This window comes from Nocardia tenerifensis NBRC 101015, from assembly GCF_000308715.1.
Classification (GTDB): Bacteria; Actinomycetota; Actinomycetes; order Mycobacteriales; family Mycobacteriaceae; genus Nocardia; species Nocardia tenerifensis.
The window spans coordinates 1-20,378 of sequence record NZ_BAGH01000591.1 but is presented as its reverse complement, the minus strand read 5'-3'; the positions used below and the strand labels follow the sequence as shown (position 1 = coordinate 20,378).

Below are 20,378 nucleotides of genomic sequence, written 5' to 3'. Positions count from 1 at the left end.
CGGCGCGACACGGGCGTCACGCGCCGAACGCGGTGAAGCCGGCCCAGATGAAACTCCGGTCGCCGCGACCGTAGGACGCCGTGATCGCCGAGCGCAACGCGACGTGGCCCGCCTCGCCCGCCGCCAGTCCGCGGTGCAGATCCGCCAGGAGCGCGATGGTCGCCGGGGAATCGATAACCGGTATGGCGGAGGCGATCACGGTGCGCGCGCCCGCCGAGAGGAACACCGCGGGGAAGCCCAGCAACTCGTTCGGCAGGCCGGCCACCGCTCCCCCGACGCAGCAGGCCGACAGCACGACCACCCCGCCGGGCGCCACCGGCCGGATCAGGAACTCGCTGAGCGAGACGGGCTCGTCGCCGAGCAGCAGGACCGAGTTGAACACCGGATCCTCGACCAGCACGCCGTGACAGGCCAGATGCACGATGGCGGCTCGTTCGATGGAGTCGAGGATGCCACCGTCGAGGTGCGGCGGCGCCGGGTGCAGGGCTAGATCGTCGATGATCTCGTGCTGTCTGCTCGGCGGCATGGAGCGTATGCGTGCTTGTTCGTCGTCTGCGAGCCGTTCGTGTTCCGGTCGGCGGCCGTCATTCTGTTGCGGCCCGTCATTTGGTTGTGGCCCGTCATTTGGTTGTGGCACTGCGCCTTTCGTCCGCAGGTTCAACGCGCGGGTCCGGTGAACGGCGGCTATCGCCTCGCCCTCCGGCTCGACCTCGGGCAGGTAGTCGTCGCCGGACGAAGGATCCACGGCGACAACGGCTTCGCGCGACTTCGCCTCGGGATGCAGAGTGGCCGAGAGAAAGATGCTCGCGTTCGGGATGACGGTCATGTCGAACCGCATCTGCGCGGGCAGGTCGTCCACCAGCGCGCCGCCGAGCGGCAAGGCGGCGACCGCGCCGACCGGAGCCAGCGCGAAGGCCGGTAGGTCGGGCCACTGCACGCGGACGATGGCGAGGCTGGTCTCGCCGATCTCGGTCAGGATCTCGGTGAGTTGATCGTGCAGCGCCGCGGCGCCGAGCCCCTCGCTCTCCCGTCGCCGGTAGAGCTCGCCGATGCCCGCCTGCCATCCGCGCACCCGCCCGCTGGTGAAGCGGGGCAGGTCGATGCTGACCGTCCGGCCGAGCCGCGTCGTGTCGCCGAAGGTACGGAACGCGACCCCGCCGAGCGGGGTGGCCACGAGATACACGATGTCGCGGCCGGAGCGAGCCGCCGCCAGCTCCGTGACGCAGTGACGAACGTCTGCCTCGAGCGTAATGCGGTGCGCCGGTGCGGCTTCCACCAGCTTCACCTGCCTGGCCCGGAACTCCTCGAGCCGCCGGTTGATCATCCGGGTGTCGCGGTCGCCGTGATCCCAGAACTCCTCGGTCTCGAGGCCGGCGCCCCACCGCTGTTTCTCCTGCGCGAGCGCGATGAGGTTGTGCGGGTCGGGGTCGACGGCGCGGATCGCGGTCATCACCTGCGTCGCCAGATACAGGCTGCCCGAGACGTTCTCCAGCAGCAGCGGCGCGAACGCGGGCATCGAGCAGCGGTGGTTGGCGTACGCGCCGATCTCGAACACGAGCTGGTTGGCCGCGCGCAGCGGCATCTGGGTCTCGTCGTTCTGCCAGAACTGGGTCACCGCGTGCGCGTAGGCGCCGGCGTGCATCGTCGAGGTCAACGCGACGCGGAACCAATTGCACTCCGGCAGTTTCGTTTCCAGGATGATCGCCCAGCGCAGTACGTCCGTGCCGATCAACGACTTCCCGAGATCGGCGCCCATCGTGGGCACGAACTCCAGGATGAACAGGTTCAATTCGGCGAGGACCGCGCGAATTTCGTCGGGCGAGCGCGAGTCCTCGGCGGCGCCGACGCGCTCCCTGAGGCACTCCACCCGCCGCGCCAGTCCGGGGTCGATACGATTTTTCTTCGGCGTGAACACGTGCGGGGCCACCCTAGTCGAGTCGGATTCACGGAACGCCGGTTCGTCCGGCGCGCTCGGATCCGTTGCCGCCCACCGCGATCGCGGGCTCACCTGATCCACAGCCGACCGTCCCGGTCGTCGTTGTCGGTCCGCACGCGGCGGCGTTCGCAACGGAACTCGTCGAGCGGACCAGGACCGCCGGCCACCGTGTGCCACATATCCTGTAGATCGCTCAGCGTCGCAATTAGTTTCGCCTCAAGGCTCGCGGCGAGCGCGCAACGTCAATTCTCCATCCCCGTCCACGTCATATAACGAGAGCGTCTGCGTACCAATAGTTTATCGATGCACCCAAAGACGCGGTGTCCATCGAACGACCTACAGCGGCACGGTTCGACCGCGGTGACCGGGGAATATCCGCACGGTTGCGAGCCCCCGCTACACCTCGACTCGCTCGCCCATGATCACCGTGCGCTGGCCCGGCAGTCCGAAGTACTCGGCGGCGTCGGCGGTGATGTAGGACGTGGCGATGAACAGGCGCTTGCGCCAGGCCGCCATGGTGGGCTCGGGGCCGCGCTTGAGTTCGATCTTGGACAGGAAGTAGGAGGCGTCGTCGACGGAGATCCGGCCCTCGGTGTGCGCGGGGTCGAGCAGGCGCAGGGTGGCGGGGATGTTGGGGGTCTCCATGTAGCCGAAACGCGCTGTCACATGGATGATTCCGTCGTCGGCGTAGCCGAGCGCGTCGATCTCGGTCCGCTCGCCGTCGGGCACCCTCGGCACCGGCTGCGTGTCGATCGACATGATCACCACGTGCTCGTGCAGCACGTGATTGTGCTCGACATTGGCCCGCATCGCCAGCGGCGCGGTCGCTTTGCCGCGGTTGAGGAACACCGCCGTGCCGGGCACTCGCACGAGAGACGGCTTGCCGTCCTGCAATTCGTCGATGAAGGCGCGCAGCGGGCCCTCCTTCGCCTCCCGTGCGCGGGTGACGACGTCGCGGCCGCGCGCCCAGGTGCTCATCACCGTGAACGCCGTGAGCCCGATCAGCAGCGGCAACCAGGCGCCGTGCACGAGCTTGGTCAGGTTCGCCGCGAGGAAGGTCGCGTCCACCGCGAGCAAGGGGACAGCGCCGAGCAGGACGAGCCACAGCGGCGTGCCCCACTTGATCCTGGCCAGGTAGAAGAACACCAGCGTCGTGATGGAGATCGTCGCGGTCACCGCCATGCCGAACGCGTAGGCCAGCGCCGCCGAACTGCGGAACGCGAAAACCAGCGTCAGCACCGAGATCATCAGCACCCAGTTGATCCACGGCACATAGATCTGTCCGATGGTCGACTCCGAGGTGTGCGCGATCCGCAGGCGCGGTAGGTAACCGAGCTGCGCGGCCTGCGAGGCCACCGAGTAGGCGCCGGTGATCACCGCCTGCGACGCGATCACCGTCGCGGCGGTCGCGAGCAGCACCAGCGGCAGCCGCGCCCAGCCGGGCGCGAGCAGAAAGAACGGACTGCCGACGGTGCCCTCGTCGCCCAGGATCAGCGCGCCCTGCCCGAAATAGCTCAGCACGCAGGCGGGCAGCACCAGCCCGAGCCAGCCGCGGGTGATCGCCTTCCTGCCGAAGTGGCCCATGTCGGCGTACAGTGCCTCGGCGCCGGTGATGGCGAGCACGATCGCGGCCAAGGCGAAGAACGCGATGCCGAAGTGCCCGAACATGAATCCGAGCGCGTAGGTCGGTGACAGCGCCTTCAGAATCTCCGGGTGCCGCGCGATGCCGGACACCCCGAGCACCCCGATCGTGCCGAACCACAGGATCATCACCGGCCCGAACAGCCGGCCCACCGCCGCCGTGCCGCGGCGCTGCACCGAGAACAGGACGAGGATGATCACCGCCGTGATCGGCACGACCAGCTCCGCCAGATCGGGCTGCACGATCTTCAAGCCCTCCACGGCGGACAGCACCGAGATGGCCGGGGTGATCATGCTGTCGCCGAAAAACAGTGCCGCCCCGAAGATTCCGACACCCGCCAGCAGCGCGGCGACCCGCCCGCCGCGTCCGCCGCCGAGGCGGCGCAGCAGCGTGATGAGCGCCATGATCCCGCCCTCGCCGTCGTTGTTCACCCGCATCACCAGCGTCATGTAGGTGAACGTGACGACGATCATCACCGACCAGAAGATCAGCGACACAACGCCGTACACGTTGTCCCGGCCGATCGGCACCGGATGCGGATCCTCGGGATCGAACACCGTCTGGATCGTGTAGATCGGGCTGGTTCCGATATCGCCGAACACGACGCCGAGCGCCCCGACCACCACGGCGAGCCGCACCGGCCGATCCGCGCCCGCGGGAACCGATGGAGTCACCTCGACCCCTGTGTCCATCACGCCTCCTGTGCCTTGCGGGACACCCGCACCCGGTCGGCTCCGCTGAGCGAGGCTGCGCCAGTATCGCTCATCACACCTCCTCGCCACGCGGCCCGCACCCATAGTCGGTCCCGTTTGCCGCCACGTCACTGTAACCACCCGGCGGGCGGATCTGCCCGCACTCGACCGCGCTCACCTGGAGCGTCACGTAAAGATCTTCCACCCGATCGCGACGGTTTCGGCGGGTTCCGGAGTGTGGTAGGTTCTGGAATACGTTGCCACCGTTGCCAAATGAGCGCGCCTGAACGACAACAGCAAGAATCGGCGCATGTACGGTAGGGGCGAGTTCCAATGAGTGCAGCTCGTCGATAGCCGCTCTACGCTAGATCAATTTTTCCTGGGAATCACTCGAGGTGGGGGCCGCGGAGCGATGGACGCGCCCGAGGAAGGACCTTTTCATGGCCAGCGAAAAACGAGCTTTCGTCGGAACAGTGGATGACTTTCGTCAACGTAAAGGCTGGTTCTTCGGCGCGTTCGTCGACGAGCCGCTACTCAACAGCGATCTGGTCGAAGTTGCCTGGCAGCAACTCCCCGACGTCCGGCCGAGCCGCGACCAGGTCCACTATCACGAAAAGTCGGTCGAGATAAATATTCTCATCAAAGGCGGCATGCGGATCACCATCGACGGTGCGCAGCATGACCTGCGAGAGGGCCAGTTCTACGTGATCTGGCCACAGTCCGTGGTCTCCGATATCTCGACCGGCCCGGATACCGAACTCATCGTGGTGCGGGCTCCGAGTATTCCGTCGGACAAGGTACTGGTCGATCCCGACCAGAACGGGCGAGAGTAGTGAGACATGCTCATCACCGTTCGCGATCCGGGCAGAAGGGCTACTGCCCGTAGAGAACTCGAACAAGACCTGGTACGGCTGCGGCTCGGCCTCGATGCGCACCGCGCGTTCGAAACAGACATCTACGTCACCAACACGTGCAATCTACGGTGCAGCTACTGCTACTTCTATTACGAGGACTATTTCTCGGAGCCGTCACATCACGCCAGGGAAAATGTGCCGACCGAGACGCTGCGCGTATTGACCGAAAAGCTGTCCGGGCGCACCTACTGTTTGGTCATCCTCGGCGGCGAGCCGTTCAGCCGCCGTGACTTCGGGGACCTCTTGCGCCATATCCGACAGCAGGACATACCTTCGATACGGGTGAGTACCAACGGACTCTTGCTGAGACGGAACGAGTCCCTGCTCCCGTTGGTCGACACGCTGACGGTGAGCATCGACGCGATGCGCACCAGGCAATACCCGAAGCAAATGAAGCGTCTACTAGATGATTTGGCCGGACTGCGCCGAGATTTCGGTGCGGATCTGCCGACCATCGTCCCCTCGTGGACCACGTCGCCCACCGACGACTTCGATCAGGACGTGGCCCCGCTGCTCGACTTCTGCGTCGAGAACGAGTTCATCATGAAGTTCCTCCCGCTGAAGCAGAACCAGCACGCGGACTGGAGCAAGGAACGCGAGATCTCCCTGCGGGCGATCGAGTACGCCGGACCGGAGTACGTGACCAACGACAGGGCGCACTCCGACCGCTTGAGCAACGAGTTCACCCAGACCAACTGCCTGGTGCAGAGCAATCAGTTCTATCTGGATTTCGAGGGAAATTTCCTGTACCCGTGTGACGAATATGCCGATCAGAAGGTCGGTTCGCTGCTCGACTCGGAGATACCAGACCTGGTGGCCGCGGGCAGGCAGCGCTACGGCGAGTATCCGGGGACGGCGTCGGTGTGCACGCACTGTCCCTCAGGGTGCCACTCCGACAACTCGTTCATTCTCCGTAACCCGGCGCGACAGTTGCGATGGCTCGGTGACGATACTCGGTCTTAGATGCGCATTCTGCTGATCAACCACACGCCGCTGCAGGGCTCCGGCAGTGGGACGTACACCGCGAATCTGCGCCGAGCGCTGCGCACCCGCGGCCACCGTGTCGCCGTCCTCGTCCCGGCGTCCGACGTCGGACTCGCCGAAACCGACTCCGCGGACTACACATTCACCGTGCCCCTCGCCGCATTCCCGTCGTTCACCGGGCATCCGGCGAGCCCGCTCACCTACGACGCGCTCGGGCCGCGCGACCTGTCCGCACTGGCCGACGCGTGGGGCCGAGCGATCGGGCGGGCAGTCGAACGTTTCCGACCCGATGTCGTGCACGTCCAGCACCTCTGGATCCCGTTCGAGGCCACGCGCGGGCACGGACGCCCGGTGGTCGTCACGTGCCACGGCTCGGAGATCGGCATGCTGCGCAGTCATCGGCTGTCGCACGGCCGGCGATATCTGTCCGGCGCCGAACAGCCGCCGATCATCTGCATCTCCCGGTTCGTCCTCGAGCGATTGCGGTCCGAGATCGCCGCCGAAGCGAACAACGCGATACTGCTGCGGAATTCGTACGACGACACGCTGTTCACTCCCGCTGCGGAGTTCCCGACCGACACCGTCCGGATCGGTTTCGTCGGCAGGCTCGTGGCGTACAAGCGCGCAGACTTCTTTCTCGAACTCGCTCGCACACTCATCGCCGCGGGATTCCCCGGTGAGTTTCTCATCGTCGGCGGTGGTCCAGACCTGCCCGGTTTGCGAGAGCAAGCGCGGCGTCTCGGCCTGTCCGGATCGGTGCGATTTCGCGGGGTCGTCCCACACGAGCAGATGCCGGATATCTACCGCGGCTTGTCCGCGCTCGTGACCTGTGCGGAGGCCGAACCCTTCGGGCTCGCCGCGATCGAGGCCGCCGCGTGCGGTACGCCCGCGATCGTGCCGCGGTCCGGCGGACTCGGGGAACTCGAACACGAGCCGCATGTCGTCGGTTACGACGCGGGGAGTCTGGCGTCCGCCGCGTCGGCGATCCGGCGGGTCGTGCGCGCCGACGGCCGCCCCGCGGCGGCGGCCCGGCGGAGGCGGGCGGCCTACATCCGGGCGACTTTCGGCTCTGCGCGTTACCTGCACACGCTCGAGGACATTTACGCCGCGGCCGCCCGCGGCGCGGCTGGGGTCTCGAGATGAATTGGTCCACAATGCTTTCCGCCGTCGGCAGCGTCGCGGGAATTGCCGCCGTGCTGTACGTCGCGGTGATCGGCCAGGTTCCGCTGGCCCAATGGTGGCGGTCGAGACGGCACGATCCAGGCGCCCGGCAGATCGTGCACAATCTGCCGCAGCCACTCCACCACGGACTGGTGGATCGCACGCGGGAACTCGTCTCCTTGATGTCGGAGTTGCGGACACCGGCGCACCCGGTCGTCGCGATCGTCGGCTTCGGCGGTGTCGGTAAGACCACATTGGCGCTGGAGGTGGCTCATCAATTGTTCCGACGCGCCCGTACCGATCGCAGCGCTCGGTACGACACCTTCATCTGGTGCTCCGCGCAGCAGTACGAATTGCTGCCCAGCGGGATCGTTCAGCGACGGTCGGCGGTGCAATCCATCGCGGATGTCTTCCGCACGATCGCGATTACGTTGGAGCGTCGAGAGATACTGCAGGCGCCGTTGGCCGAACGCGAGCATCTCATCCGCGCGCTGCTGAGCCAGCGAAAGACCCTGCTGGTCGTCGACAATATCGAGACCATCGAAGAGGACGCGATTCTCTCGTTCTTGCGGAGCATGCCGAGCCCGACCAGGGCACTGGTGACCACGCGGCCCGAACTCGGGTGGGCCTACGAGATCCGGCTCGCGGAGTTCGGCCCGGACGACACGGCGACCCTGGTCGCTCGTGAACTGGCCGCGAAGGGCGTGGACTCCTCCCCCGAGGTGGAGGGGCAGGTATACGAGTGCAGTGGCGGAGTCGCGCTGGCCGCGGTCTGGAGTGCCGGGCAGATCGCCTACGGATTCGATCTGGAAGCCCTGCCGGACGCCGTGTCGAGCCCGGACGGAGATGTCGTGGGATACATCTTTTCCAATGCCATAGCCGGCATCCGCGGCACCGGAAGCTATCGGCTGCTGATGACCATCTCACTGTTTCCGGCCGATGCCGCACGGCAGACCGCGTTTCGAGTCGCCGGTCTCGACGACGCGGCAGGCAATTCGGCGGCACGGGATCTGGTGAAGCTGTCCCTGGTCCGTCTCGCCGACGATCGGTTCAGCATTCTTCCGCTGGCTCGCCAGTTCATGGCCGGCGAGGTGTCGACGGCGCCCGCGCTTGCGGCCGAATTGAAGGGTCGCATAACCGATTTCATGCTCCACCTCGTGGCGGACGCGCTCGGCACCGATTACTGGGCGCCGATCACACGATGGCTGACGAACACCGATGTCGAACGCGATGTCGGGACCATACTCCAGTGTGTCCGCTGGGCCGTCGCCGACCGGAACTCGGAAACCGTGCTGCGGCTGGGCGGGGTTCTGGTCCATCACCTGTGGCGCATCGGCATGATCGACGAGCGAAGGATGGTCTCGGAGTGGTGCATCGACGCCGCGCATGAGCTGGGCCACGCGGAATGGGAGATATGGCTGCTCATCGACGGCCTCGGCTACATCTTGCTGACGTGCCGTGACGACGAACGCGCGGCGGAGGTGCTGAATCGCGGACGCGACCTCGCCGTGGCGAACGCGGTGGCGGACGGCGAGGCCTTGGCGATCGCCTACCTGGTGCAGCTCACCGTCGGACGCGATGTCGCGTCGGACCACACCGCGGATCTGGAGCGGGCGCAGGCGCTGGCGACGCTGTCTCCGGTACGCGCGCGGGTGCGCGCGGTACAGGCGTATGTCGCTGTGGCCCAGAGAGATTGGCGCACCGCGGCCGAGATGTACCGGGTCGTCGTTTCGCTGCGCCGGGAAAGCGACGGCTACGACCCGCCGACTCAGCTGGCGCTCTACGGTCTGATGCTGGCATTGGCCGGACAGCTCGCGCAGGCCAGGCCGGTGCTCGAGCGGTCACGAAATCATCCCCGGCAGACGCTGGAGGGACGGGCCTACGCGAGCTTTGGTCGCGCACTTCTCGCCGAGGACTCGGGCCGCCCGCGTCGTGCGGCGCGATGGGCGACGGAGGCCCTCGCCGATCTGCGCGCCATGCGAACAAGAGGGTTGGAGCCCGAGATCGAGACGTTTCTTGCGAATCTACGGCCCTGGAGTCCGGCGAACATCGTGCGGTTCGGTCGCTCCGTCGCGTTGTTCCGGCGCGGGAACCCGAGCGGGTGAGCAGGCAACAGCGTGTTCACCGCCCCGAGCGCGAGGACCCTGGTTCCGGTGGCGTGTCTTTCCGGGTCTGGCCGGCACGCACCCGGTGCCGATAATCTCGCTGCGGCTCCCCTCGCCGCTCGAAAGGAATTCTGTTGATGCGTGCCAATATTCGCACCGGGCTGCTCGTCGGCGCACTGCTGCTGGCGCCGCTGGCGTCCGCGGTGCCCGCCTCGGCCATCCCGTTGCAGCCGGCCGAACCGGCCGAGCAGGCTCCGGTGGCCAGCCCGGGCTGCCCCGGCGGCGCTCCGCACTGGAGTTGCCTGCTGGAGTCGCTGTCGTCGAGCGGCTCCGGCCGCTAGTAAGGCGACGGTCGGCCGGCGCGGGATGGTCCCGCGTCGGCCGACCGCGATCAGCCGGGGAGCTGGAAGTCGGCCTTGAATCGCGGGCCCGGCGGGAGGCCGCGCAGGACCGCGCTGATCCAGGCCACGGCGGGCGGCCAGCCCGCGCCCGCGTTGACGACGTGTTCGGGCAGCGGCATCGTATAGAAGCGCAGGTCGGCGCCGCGGTTCCAGTAGTCGTTCACGACCGGCAGCACCACCGAGGCGGGGATCAGCTCATCCCAGATTCCGTGGAACCAGAAGATGGGGCTGTCCGGAATGTGCTGTCCCAGGCTCTGTTCCCGCAGCACCTGCATTACGCCGGGCGCGTTCTCCAAGGTCATGCCGGGCTGGAAGTAGTCGCTGATCGGCCGGTACATGCCCGAGAGCGCGACGGTGTACACGCAGCGGCTGCGCATGTCCGCGAGGATGGCCTGGCCCTCCTTGGTCAGCAGCTTCGTCGCGTCGAACTGTTCGGGGAACTCCTTGGCCAATCCGGCGAAGCCGAGCCACATGGTGAAGTTGCTGATCCCGGTCAGCCCCGGCCGCTGCTCGGTCGCGTACCGCGCCTGCAACCGCAGGTCGCCCGGCGTGCCGCCGATGGCCGTGCCGAGCAATCGCACGTCAGGAGCGTAAGATTCGCGCATCTCGGCCGCGCGGATCGACCCCGACCCACCGCCCGAATACCCGTACATGGCGATGCCGGAGTCCGAAAGACCTAGCGACGCCTCGTTTTTCATCGCGCGCAGGCTGTCGAGCACCATCTTGCCCTCGTCGAAGGTGTTGAAGGTGTTGAACTTCCCGTCGAAGTCCGGCACGTTGATCGCGAAACCCTGTGCCAGCCAACCCACCGCCAGCGCGGCCTCCTTCATCGTGCCGACCTGCAGCGTGTAGGACGGGTTGCACGCGGAGTTCGTCGAGTCGATCGCCTCCTGGAACGAGACCACCGGCCGCGGCCCGCCCGCCCACGGAATCCCCGGCGTGATCACCGAGGTCGCGGTGGCGATCGGATTGTCGTGAATGTCGTTGCTGCGGAACAGCAACTGCCTGGTGTCGACGGGAAACGGGATGCCGAGGATCCGGGTCTGCACCGTGCGCGAGCGAATGATCTGCCCCGGCGCGTACGACGCCAGATCCGCCGGGTCGCCATACCACGGGTCCTCGGCGGGCACCGGAATAGGCAGCAGATCGTAGATCTGCGGCTCGGACGGCAACTGCGGCAACTGATTCTGATCCGGCGGAAACGCGGGATACGGATCGCCCACCGCGACACCGGAGCCCGCTGCCGCGAGGCACACCGCCGTCAACGACACCGCGGCCCACCTGAATCTCTGCCCCACCATGCACCCTCGTCTCGTCGCGCGTGCTCGGCATCGTGCGAGACCGAGTTCGTGTCAGTACACGCTGCCCGTCAACGCCGCGCCATCGACAATCCGACAGACTCCTGTCCGGGACAGTTGTGCACATTTCTAGAATCGCTCGCGAGAGCCGGTTCGAGAGGGGATGGCCCCTCGCGCACGCGGTCGGTGACACCCTCAGCGATCGTCGTCGTCGAGGCGGGGACCGTGCGCGGTGCGTTCGGGTTCGTGGCGGTCGTAGCCGCCCTCGGTCCAGAAGCTGATGGCGCCCCAGACGGCGATCGCGCAGATCGCCAGCGCCACGAGAGTTACCAGGATGTCCATCGCGGCTCACGCCCCTGATTCGGTGATCGAGCTCCGCGCGGGAGCGGCAGAACGTCGCGTGTGCGAACGAAGGTGGGGAGTCGCGCATTCGTGTGGTCGAGCCATGCGGCAATGCTCGCCGGATGGCCGCCGCGGTGGTATCCGCCGAACATCCGATAGCCAGGACGAGCGATGCGGGAACCGTATCACCGGCCGTCGTCCGCGATAGCTGCCTCGTCGATATTCCGCCGCTGATTCCCGGCGCATCCCGCCCCCGACCGCCGATTTCCAGGCAAGGTCAGGTTTGGTCGCGGCGAGGCTGGGGAATTGCCCGCTTGTAGCTGCTTACCGTGCCGGTACGAGGCGGTAAACCGGCGACGAAACACCGAGCGCAACGCTGATATCGCTGACAGACAGAAGTCCGAGTTCGACCGGGACGCCGACGACAGCCCTTACCGCGCCACCCACGTCAACGATCGCGTCCAGGCCGAAGGCACGACAGGACCGAATCGCCGCCCGACGAGCGGCAGACCGGCCGCGCTGTGCCGGCTCGCGCATCGCACTGACGAATCGAGGAGATCATGCCTGAAATGTTGGATACCCATCGAGGGAAGCACCGGCGTCGCACGTACCTCGCGGTCAACGCGGCGGCGCTACTCGTCTCCGGGCTGCTGGCCACGGCGCCGTCGGCGGTGGCCGATCCGTCCGCGGAGGCGACCAACGCGATCGACGCGCACTACGCCGAGTTCGGCGGGGCGGGGTCGTTCCTCGGCGAGCCGCTCGGCCCGGCCACCGACGTCGCGGGCGGCGCGGAACGCACCTACCAGGGCGGCGTCATCTATTACTCGCCGAACACCGGCGCCAAGGCCGTGTACGGCGAGATCCTCGTGAAGTACAAGTCCCTCGGCGGCCCGAGCGGTCCGCTGAGCTTCCCCGTCAACGACGAGACCGGCGCGGGCGACGGCGTCGGCCGCTTCAACGATTTCGCCGAGCCGGGCGGCGCGGCGATCTATTGGAAGCCGGAGCTGGGCGCGTGGACCCTCAAGGGCAAGGTGCTCGACGCCTGGCGCGAAAGCGGCGGCATCACAGGGCCTTTCGGCTACCCGCGCTCGGATCTGGCGGTCCAGGACGGCGTCGCGTCGGCGAACTTCGAGGGCCCGGCGGGCACCCGGATCAGCTGGTCCGACAATGACGGCCTAGCCACGCTGCCGCCGGAGCTGGCCGCGACCCTACCGGGTTTCCAGGTCAACTCCCCTGCCGTCGCGGCCCCGAATCCGGCGCCGAACGCCGACGTCCAGGCCACCGACGACTCCGGCATCAACAGGTGGTGGGGCATCCCGATCGGCCTGGCCATCACGGCCGTCGTGGCCGGCTTGCTCGCGATGCTCGGCCGTCGCAGGCCGGAACCGGCGCCCACGACGACCCGCACGACCGTCGCACCGACCGCGCGCCCGACGACGACCACCGCCACTCGGCAGGGCGTCGCGCCGCCGCGCACCGGGGTTCCCGTCGGCGCGGGCGCGGGAGCTCAGCGCGGCGGGGCGACCCTGTCGGGCGCGCACGACATGCACCGCGACGCACCGCGTTCGCGCGGCTAGCGATGCCCACCACGACCACGGGAAAGGAACCACGATGGAATGGCTACCAGGGTTACTCGGTGGATTCTTCGGCGGAAACATCGCAGGCGCGGGTAAGGGCCTCGGTGTGTTCGGCAACAGCGCCATCGGGGCGATCGGCGGCGCCATCACCGGCGCGATCATCCAGGCGGCGACCGACTCGGGACTGGATCTCGGGCAGGTCATCTGGCAGGTGGCGGGCGGTGGCGTCGTCGGCGCGGTGTTGACCGCGGTGCTGGCGATGTTCGGCAGGAACCGTCAGACGGTCGATCACCGCGGCCGCCAGGCGGTGAGCCACCGGTAGTCCGCAAACAGTTGCGACACAATAATTCCCGGCGGTGCCCCTCTCCGGAGGGCGCCGCCGGGAATCTATGTCGACTACTCGCCGGGCAGGCTCTGCCGCAACTGATCGAACTCCTGCTTCGTCATCTCCTCCGGCGACCGCTCCGGCACCCGCCGGGACTCGACGCCCACCGGGCCGACGTTGCCGCCGTCGAAAACGATTGAGGCCCAGTTGTTCTGGGCTTGCAGCGTGGAGTAGTTCCGGTCGTTGTTGACGCTGGTCCGGACGGTGCCGGACTGGATGGATCCGTTGCAGTTCCAGTCGATCGGCTGGTCCGCCGAGCCCGCGGTGCGCCTGCGGGAGTTGTCCGGGCAGAAGTAGACCGTGCGCCACCCGGCCGCCACGGACCCGAGGCCCTGCTGCTCCTGCAGCGAATTCTCGTTCAGCGCCGGCGGATTCACGCTCGAGTAGCCGAAGTTGACGGTGCCGTCGGTCTTCGGGACGCCCGAGAACTGGAAGCTGTAGTTCATCACGCTGAGGTAGTTCGGCTTGTAGTTCACGTGGTCGGTGCCGCCGTGCTTCAGGCCGAGGTTGTGCCCCAGTTCATGGATGAACGTGCCGACATTCTCGTTGTCGCCCGGGTTCCAGTTGCACTTCGGGCCGAGCGCGACGACGAAGGTGTCCGCGGGTATGCCGAGCGAGATGCCGCTGCTGCACCCGTTGTCGTAGGAGTCGGCCCAGATCATGTAGTGGAAGATGTGCGAGCGGGCCGAGGCGAAGTTGCCGCGTTTGATCGCGGCGACCTGATCGTCGACCGGCGACAGATTGTTGTCGTAGGGCACCTGATTGCCGCCGCCCAGATCGTATTTCGCGCCTCGCGCGGCGCCCGCGTCCAGGTGGATGGTGATGCCGTTGCGCCCGTCGGGGTTGGTCACCGGCGCGGCGGCGAACACCGCGACGACGCGATCGAGCGCCGCGGCGGTCGGCAGGCGACCGTTCATGTAGTCCATCTCGACGAAGATGTCTTTGTGATTCGGGTCGGCGCCCATCGTCGGCAGGTCGACATCGATCTTGCCGTCGCCGTTGGCGTCGTAACCGTTCTTCTCCCACGCGTCGGCCAACCCGTCACCGTCGGTGTCGACCGCGGCGGCATCGGGCTGCGCCGATGCGGTCGCCGGGGTCAGGACCGCCCCCAATCCGGCTAGTAGTGCGAAGCAAGCGACGAGAGTTCTTCTATAAGGCAACACTTCGGACTCCTTCCGGATCGTCTGGGGGCGATCCTGTTCACTCGGACGGACCTCGCCGGTCCGCTACTTCCAATCCACCTGTGGTGAGCGGTAGAAGTTGATGCCCTGCGCGGCCCAGATCGGGCCTTGCTTGGCCAGGCGCACCCGATAGGTGTCCCAGTTGTGGGTGGCCGCGGGCGACCAGCCGATCTCGGCGATGCCCGCGAGCCGCGGGAACGCCATGTACTCGATATCGGCACTGGTCCGCAGGGTCTCCGACCACAGCGGGGCCTCCACGCCCGCCAGCTGGCTCTCGGTGACGCCCTGCAGGAACGTGGCCGGATCCCAGCTGTAGGAATCCTTCACCTCGACATAGCCCGCCCAGTGCAGGCCGAGCGGTGAATCCTTGTTGTACTGCATGTCCAGGTACGCCTTGTTGGCCGGCGACATCAGGATCTTGTTGCCGCGCTGGGCCGCCGCCGCGACATCGGCGTTGGCATTGGCGGTGTCCCAGTACTGCGGGATGGCCGAGGTGGGCGGGTTGGTGACGACGATGTTGTGCCAGCCCGTCGCCTTCTTGTCGTAGGTGGCCAGCATCGGCGTCACCTTGTCGTAGAAGGTCTTGTAGTCGGCGGGCGGAGTGGAGTGCGCCTCGTCGCCGCCGACGTGGATGTACTTGCCGGGCGTCATCGCCGCGAGCTCGCGGATGACATCCTCGACGAACTTGTAGGTGATCGGGTTGCCGATGCACAGCGAGCTGTAGCCCACCTCGATGTCGGTGCGCGGCGGCACCGGCTTTCCGTCACAGTTCAATTCGCCGTAGGAGGCCTGCGCGGCATTGGTGTGGCCGGGCATGTCGACCTCGGGAATCACCGTGATGTGCCGGGAGGCGGCGTAATTGACGATGTCCTTGTACTGCTCCTGGGTGTAATAGCCACCGGGGTCGCCGCCCACCGCGGTCAAGCCGCCGATCTCGGCGAGCCGAGGCCAGCTCTTGATCTCGATGCGCCAGCCCTGATCGTCGGTCAGGTGCAGGTGCAGGGTGTTCACCTTGTACTGGGCGATCTGGTCGATATAGCGCTTGACCTGATCCGGCTTGAAGAAGTGCCGCGCCACGTCGAGCATCGCGCCGCGCTGCTTGAAGCGCGGATAGTCGAGCACCTTGCCGCCCGACACGATCCAGTCCTGGTGTTGCACAGTCGTTTTGTTGATCGCGGCCGGGAACAGCTGGCGCAGCGACTGCACGCCGCCGAACAGTCCGTCGGTCGTGTTCGCCTTCAGGGTGATGCCGGACCTGGCCACCGTGAGCTGGTAGCCCTGGTCGCCGACGCGCTTGCCCGCGTCGCCGAGTTCCAGCGTGATACCCGCCTTGCCTCGGTCGAATCGCTCCACCACCGGCAGCGGGAAACCCGTCGCGGGCCGCAGCAGGGCGCCCAGATACTCGGCGACATCTTTCGCCTGGTGTTCGGCGCGGATCACGCTTCCGGCGGTCAGCTTGAAATTCGTGCCGGGTTCGGGTCTGGCTTCGACGGGGACGGGAACGATATCGGTGACGGCGCGTTCGGTCGGCGGCGGATTATCGGCGGCATAGCCGATTTGCGCCGGCACGACGAGCGTGGCCAATGCCAGCGCCGCGCCGAATGCAAAGGGGTATAGAAACTTTCGCATAGCGTACCTCCGGTACAACTTCAGGGGGCATCCAGAAGTATGTAGCAGTGGGCGAAATATGAGTGGGGACCTTCTCAACTGGGGATATGCGCCGATTCGACGATCATCGAGCCATTGCGGAAATTGCTCGGCGGCGAATTCCCCAGTTGGACTGGGGAACTTCGCGGACCCCGCCCATGTCATGATTGCGCGGGTTGTTCGGAAGATGGCGGCCGGCAACCAGGTATCGATGTCGTCGCCCGGCACACCGTCCGCCGGTGCCGGCATATCGCACGGTGCGTGCGATGCCGCGCAGGTCGCCACGATGTCGACGAAGGATTGGTGTGCCGATGCGAATATCCGGTCCGATTACCGCATCCGCCCTCGTATTCGCCGGGCTGTTGATTTCCGGTTCCGTCGCGCATTTCAACGTGCCCGACGGCGTGCTCGCGGCCGCGATGTCGCCGACCGATCCGAACACGGCCGCCGACGACTCGGCCCCCAGTTCCGAAGTCCTGCGGCTGCAAGCGGATCCGCCGCGGGCCGAGCCCGGCGCCGATGTCACGGTGCCGATCCATGACGTCGCGCTGCCCGCCGTGCCGACGCGCGGCATTCCCGAGATAGCGCTCGCCGCCTATCGCAACGCCGAATTGTCGCTGCAGGCGTCGACGCCGCACTGCGGGATGCCGTGGCATCTGCTGGCAGGCATCGGCAAGGTCGAGTCCAACCACGCGGGCAATGGACGCACCGACCCCGACGGCACCACCCGCGGCATCATCTACGGCCCCGCGTTGGACGGCACGCTGCCCGGCAACGAGATCATCAAGGCCGCCGACGGCAACTACGTGCGCGCCGTCGGGCCGATGCAGTTCCTGCCCGGCACGTGGACGCTGTACGCCGCGGACGGCAACGGCGACCGCAAATCCGACCCGAACAATATCTTCGACGCCGTCCTAGGCGCGGGAAAGTACCTGTGCTCGGGCGATTTGGATATGCGCGATCTGAAGCAGGAGACGCGCGCGATACTGCGCTACAACAACTCCCTCGACTACGCGTCGAAGGTGCTGAGCTGGTCCAACGCCTACAAGACCGGCGGCGCGCCCGTGCAGGGCGAGCTCGCCCCGATCCCGGACAGCACGCCCGACGGCGGCATGCCCGACGGCGCGGGTTCCAGCATGAGCGCGGGGGAAACCGCGGTCATCGCCGATCCCGCCGACCCCACCCTGCCACCGGACACCCCCGCGCCGGACTCGACCGAGCAGAGCCCGGCGCCCACCACCGACGCGCCGCCCTCGTCCGAGAATCCCTCGGCGACAGTGCAAGTGAAGATTCGCGTGATGATCGTCCTGCCCGGCCGGGCGCCGATTCCGTGCGGGGTCTTCTGCCCACCGCCGTTGCCGAAGCAGCCGGAACTGCCCACCATCCCCCGGCCCACGCCGACGACCCAAACACCCACCACCACAACACAACGCACTACAACCACGCCCGTCCCGACCACCACGCCCGTCCCGGCGACGACGACCCCGGCTCCGACGACGACCGTCGCGCCGCCACCCGTTCAGTCGACCCCGACACCCAGTCAGCGACCGATCGCACCGACCCCCACGACAACAACCCCGAAGCCGCCCCAAACACCCAAGGCCACAACTGATCCCAAGTCCGTGAGGCCGACGACTGACCCGCCGCCACCACCCGCACCCAACAGTCAGCAGGCACCCGTACAACAACCGGCCACACCGACTCCGACAACCCAGGCCGCCAAGCCGCCGTCGCCGACGACACCGAAAGCCAATCCGCCGACACCGCCACCCGCTCCGCCGGCACAGCAATCTGCTTCGCCTGCACCGCAACCCGCCGCACCGCCGCCCAAGCCGCAACCGGCGACGCCGGCTCCCAAGCCGCCCACCCAACAGCCGGCGCCGAAACCCGCTCCGCCACAACCCCCGACAACCACACCGCCCGTTCCGCAACCCTGAGCCCCGGTTCGAGCGCCTACCGCGCGGGCAGGCGCCCCGAGCCAACAAGTCAACAAGTCAACAAGTCAACAAGTCCGGGAAAGTGCGCAATTTTGCGCATCGTGCGGGTTCGGGGCACGGTCCTACCATCGCGGTCGTGACTGAGATCGAACCCTTCCCCGTGCACATTCCCGAACGTGACCTGGCGGATTTGCGTGAACGTCTCGACCGCGTCCGGCTTCCCGAGGCCGAGACGGTTCTCGACGGCTCGCAGGGCATCGGTCTGGCGCGCCTGACGAGTCTGCTGGACGCCTGGCGGCGGCACGACTGGCGCTCGCTCGAGCGGCGCTGGAACGCGATACCGCACTTCCGAACTCGCCTCGACGGCCTGAATATCGCCTTCTGGCATGTACGTTCACCCGAGCCCGACGCCTTTCCACTGGTGCTGACGCACGGCTGGCCCGGATCGCCGCTCGAGTTCGAGAGCATCATCGGTCCGCTGACCGACCCGGTCGCGCACGGCGGCGCCGCCGAGGACGCGTTCGACGTGATCGTCCCCGCCCTGCCCGGCTTCGGATTCAGCGAACGCCCGAGCGAACCCGGCTGGAATCCGGGCCGCACCGCACAGGCCTGGGCGGACCTGATGACCCGGCTCGGCTACGAACGCTTCGGCGCGCACGGCGGGGATTGGGGCGCGTTCGTCAGCACCGAACTCGCGCGCCTGGTCCCCGAGCGGGTCGCCGCCCTGCACCTGACCATGCCCGTCGCCGCGCCCCTCCCCGAGGACGTGGCCACGGCCGACGAGGCGGAGCAAGCCATGCTCACCACGCGCGACAGATTCATGATGACCGGCCCCACCCACGTGATCGTCCAGGGCACACTCCCTCAAACCTTCGGCTACTCCCTGCTCGACTCCCCCGCCGGCCTCGCCGCATGGCTCAGCCAGGCACTCGTCGCGTTCTCGGACACCCGGACCGAGGCAGGCGGCGGCGTCAGCCTGACACAGCAGGTGGAAAACATCGCCCTGTACTGGTTCACCCGCACCGGCGCCGCCACCGCCCGCTGGTACTGGGAGGCGATGCGATGGACGCCACGCACCGCGGAAGACCAGAACGCACGCACAATAACCGTCCCCACCGCCTGCACCATCTTCCCGGCCGAACCCTTCCCCGTAGCCCGCCGCTGGGCCCAACACCGCTACCACAACCTCGTCAGCTGGAACGAAATGAAGTACGGAGGACACTTCGCGGGCTGGGAACAGCCCGACGTACTCGTCAGCGAACTACGAAACGCCTTCCGCGAGGAACGTATTCGTTAGCCGACGCTCGCCAGGCGCCGCTTCCCACAGTCGTCCGCGCCGGGCTCGTTAGTCTGACGGACGTGCTGTTAGGGCGTGCGGCTGAGCAAGCCGAGATCGATGGCGTGCTGGCTGACGCGGCGGCGGGTATCAGCCGATCGCTGGTGATTCGAGGGGAGGCGGGGATCGGGAAGTCGGCGCTGGTGGAGTATGCGGCGGCCGCGCCGGGGGTGCGGGTGGTGCGCGGGGGCGGGGTGGAGTCCGAGGCGGAGTTGGCCTTCGGGGCGTTGCATTTGCTGCTGTATCCGTATCTCGATCGGCTGGAAGGGCTTCCCGGCCCGCAGTCGGCGGCGTTGCGGGCGGCGTTCGGGCAGATCGAGGGGCCGGAGGCCAATCGGTTTCTGGTCGGCGCGGCCACCTTGACCCTGCTGGCCGAATTGGCCGCCGAGACACCGACGCTCGTGCTGATCGATGACGCGCAGTGGCTGGATCGCAGCTCCTCGGACGCGTTGTTATTCGCGGCAAGGCGATTTCACGCCGACCCCATCGCGGTGATCTTCGCGGTCCGAGAAACCGTGCCGCCGTTCATGACCCCCGGCCTCGAGACGTTGCGTTTGGATGGCCTGCCGAGCGCGGCCGCGACGGCGTTGCTCGACGAACGCGCGCCGGGACTCACCGTGCCGGGCCGGACACGGGTGCTGACCGAGTCCGCCGGAAACCCGTTGGCGCTCATCGAATTAGGGACGGCCCGCCGCGACGCCGAGCGCGCGGGTCACGCGGACCCCGTCCACGAGGTCGGCCCGCTGCCGGTCGCGCGGCGAGTCCAGGAGAGCTTCCGGACGCAGATCGCCGGCCTGCCCGCGGGCACGCGCACGCTGCTGTTGGTCGCGGCCGCCGACG

General features: G+C 67.3%; 16 protein-coding genes. 10 read left to right on the top strand and 6 right to left on the bottom strand.

The annotated features are described in order from the left end of the window. Positions 1-16: 16 nt before the first annotated feature. Both ON39_RS39690 and ON39_RS39685 read right to left on the bottom strand, forming a co-directional pair. On the bottom strand, positions 17-1,915 hold the full coding sequence (locus tag ON39_RS39690; RefSeq protein ID WP_040741940.1) for a CHAT domain-containing protein: 1,899 nt from the start codon (positions 1,913-1,915) through the stop codon (positions 17-19). A gap of 417 nt (positions 1,916-2,332) precedes the next feature. Next, on the bottom strand, positions 2,333-4,270 hold the full coding sequence (locus ON39_RS39685; protein WP_051187694.1) for a potassium transporter Kup: 1,938 nt from the start codon (positions 4,268-4,270) through the stop codon (positions 2,333-2,335). Between the two features lie 473 nt (positions 4,271-4,743). On the opposite strand from ON39_RS39685, the gene ON39_RS39680 reads away from it, so the two are divergent. The 5 genes from ON39_RS39680 (at position 4,744) to ON39_RS39660 (ending at position 9,775) form a co-directional block, all read left to right on the top strand. Then, positions 4,744-5,103, top strand: coding sequence for a cupin domain-containing protein (locus ON39_RS39680; protein WP_040741939.1), 360 nt, complete (start codon positions 4,744-4,746; stop codon positions 5,101-5,103). Between the two features lie 6 nt (positions 5,104-5,109). Continuing rightward, positions 5,110-6,147, top strand: coding sequence for a radical SAM protein (locus ON39_RS39675; RefSeq protein WP_040741936.1), 1,038 nt, complete (start codon positions 5,110-5,112; stop codon positions 6,145-6,147). Further along, positions 6,148-7,311: a glycosyltransferase family 4 protein gene (locus tag ON39_RS39670; protein WP_040741934.1), complete on the top strand. Its 1,164-nt coding sequence runs from the start codon at positions 6,148-6,150 to the stop codon at positions 7,309-7,311. Then, a complete protein-coding gene (locus ON39_RS39665; RefSeq protein WP_083894969.1) occupies positions 7,308-9,434 on the top strand; it encodes an NB-ARC domain-containing protein in 2,127 nt (708 codons plus the stop codon). The genes ON39_RS39670 and ON39_RS39665 overlap by 4 nt, the downstream gene beginning before the upstream one ends. 137 nt (positions 9,435-9,571) lie before the next feature. Next, positions 9,572-9,775 (top strand): hypothetical protein, encoded by a 204-nt coding sequence (locus ON39_RS39660; protein WP_040741931.1) that lies wholly within the window; start codon positions 9,572-9,574, stop codon positions 9,773-9,775. 50 nt (positions 9,776-9,825) lie between these two features. Here the strand turns inward: ON39_RS39660 and ON39_RS39655 are convergent, their stop codons facing one another. Together ON39_RS39655 and ON39_RS49310 are read right to left on the bottom strand one after the other, a co-directional pair. Further along, complete coding sequence (locus tag ON39_RS39655; protein ID WP_040741930.1) at positions 9,826-11,136, bottom strand: lipase family protein; 1,311 nt, start codon at positions 11,134-11,136, stop codon at positions 9,826-9,828. Between the two features lie 192 nt (positions 11,137-11,328). Then, positions 11,329-11,475 (bottom strand): hypothetical protein, encoded by a 147-nt coding sequence (locus tag ON39_RS49310; RefSeq protein WP_157195609.1) that lies wholly within the window; start codon positions 11,473-11,475, stop codon positions 11,329-11,331. Between the two features lie 560 nt (positions 11,476-12,035). On the opposite strand from ON39_RS49310, the gene ON39_RS39650 reads away from it, so the two are divergent. Both ON39_RS39650 and ON39_RS39645 read left to right on the top strand, forming a co-directional pair. Further along, positions 12,036-13,052 (top strand): LGFP repeat-containing protein, encoded by a 1,017-nt coding sequence (locus tag ON39_RS39650; RefSeq protein WP_083894968.1) that lies wholly within the window; start codon positions 12,036-12,038, stop codon positions 13,050-13,052. Between the two features lie 34 nt (positions 13,053-13,086). Next, a complete protein-coding gene (locus ON39_RS39645) occupies positions 13,087-13,374 on the top strand; it encodes a hypothetical protein (RefSeq protein ID WP_040741927.1) in 288 nt (95 codons plus the stop codon). 74 nt (positions 13,375-13,448) lie between these two features. On the opposite strand, the gene ON39_RS39640 is transcribed toward ON39_RS39645, so the two are convergent. Further along, positions 13,449-14,600 carry a zinc metalloprotease gene (locus ON39_RS39640; protein WP_246003051.1) on the bottom strand — a complete coding sequence of 384 codons (1,152 nt, stop codon included), beginning with the start codon at positions 14,598-14,600 and terminating at the stop codon, positions 13,449-13,451. Positions 14,601-14,663: 63 nt separating this feature from the next. Next, positions 14,664-16,247: a beta-N-acetylhexosaminidase gene (locus ON39_RS39635; RefSeq protein WP_040741925.1), complete on the bottom strand. Its 1,584-nt coding sequence runs from the start codon at positions 16,245-16,247 to the stop codon at positions 14,664-14,666. A 329-nt stretch (positions 16,248-16,576) separates the two neighbouring features. On the opposite strand from ON39_RS39635, the gene ON39_RS46445 reads away from it, so the two are divergent. The 3 genes from ON39_RS46445 to ON39_RS39620 all read left to right on the top strand — a co-directional run. After that, positions 16,577-18,202 (top strand): lytic transglycosylase domain-containing protein, encoded by a 1,626-nt coding sequence (locus tag ON39_RS46445; protein ID WP_051187692.1) that lies wholly within the window; start codon positions 16,577-16,579, stop codon positions 18,200-18,202. Between the two features lie 136 nt (positions 18,203-18,338). After that, on the top strand, positions 18,339-19,499 hold the full coding sequence (locus ON39_RS39625; protein WP_040741923.1) for an epoxide hydrolase family protein: 1,161 nt from the start codon (positions 18,339-18,341) through the stop codon (positions 19,497-19,499). A gap of 62 nt (positions 19,500-19,561) precedes the next feature. Next, a partial coding sequence (locus ON39_RS39620) for an AAA family ATPase (protein WP_218006200.1) occupies positions 19,562-20,378 on the top strand: 817 nt, incomplete at its 3' end.

Excerpts from the sequence above, each read along its gene's own strand:
- ON39_RS39685 (WP_051187694.1), bottom strand. The coding sequence starts at position 4,270 with ATGGACACAGGGGTCGAGGTGACTCCATCGGTTCCCGCGGGCGCGGAT.
- ON39_RS46445 (WP_051187692.1), top strand. The coding sequence starts at position 16,577 with ATGCGAATATCCGGTCCGATTACCGCATCCGCCCTCGTATTCGCCGGG.
- ON39_RS39660 (WP_040741931.1), top strand. The coding sequence starts at position 9,572 with ATGCGTGCCAATATTCGCACCGGGCTGCTCGTCGGCGCACTGCTGCTG.
- ON39_RS39675 (WP_040741936.1), top strand. The coding sequence starts at position 5,110 with ATGCTCATCACCGTTCGCGATCCGGGCAGAAGGGCTACTGCCCGTAGA.
- ON39_RS39670 (WP_040741934.1), top strand. The coding sequence starts at position 6,148 with ATGCGCATTCTGCTGATCAACCACACGCCGCTGCAGGGCTCCGGCAGT.
- ON39_RS39645 (WP_040741927.1), top strand. The coding sequence starts at position 13,087 with ATGGAATGGCTACCAGGGTTACTCGGTGGATTCTTCGGCGGAAACATC.
- ON39_RS39665 (WP_083894969.1), top strand. The coding sequence starts at position 7,308 with ATGAATTGGTCCACAATGCTTTCCGCCGTCGGCAGCGTCGCGGGAATT.
- ON39_RS39655 (WP_040741930.1), bottom strand. The coding sequence starts at position 11,136 with ATGGTGGGGCAGAGATTCAGGTGGGCCGCGGTGTCGTTGACGGCGGTG.
- ON39_RS39650 (WP_083894968.1), top strand. The coding sequence starts at position 12,036 with ATGCCTGAAATGTTGGATACCCATCGAGGGAAGCACCGGCGTCGCACG.
- ON39_RS49310 (WP_157195609.1), bottom strand. The coding sequence starts at position 11,475 with ATGGACATCCTGGTAACTCTCGTGGCGCTGGCGATCTGCGCGATCGCC.
- ON39_RS39635 (WP_040741925.1), bottom strand. The coding sequence starts at position 16,247 with ATGCGAAAGTTTCTATACCCCTTTGCATTCGGCGCGGCGCTGGCATTG.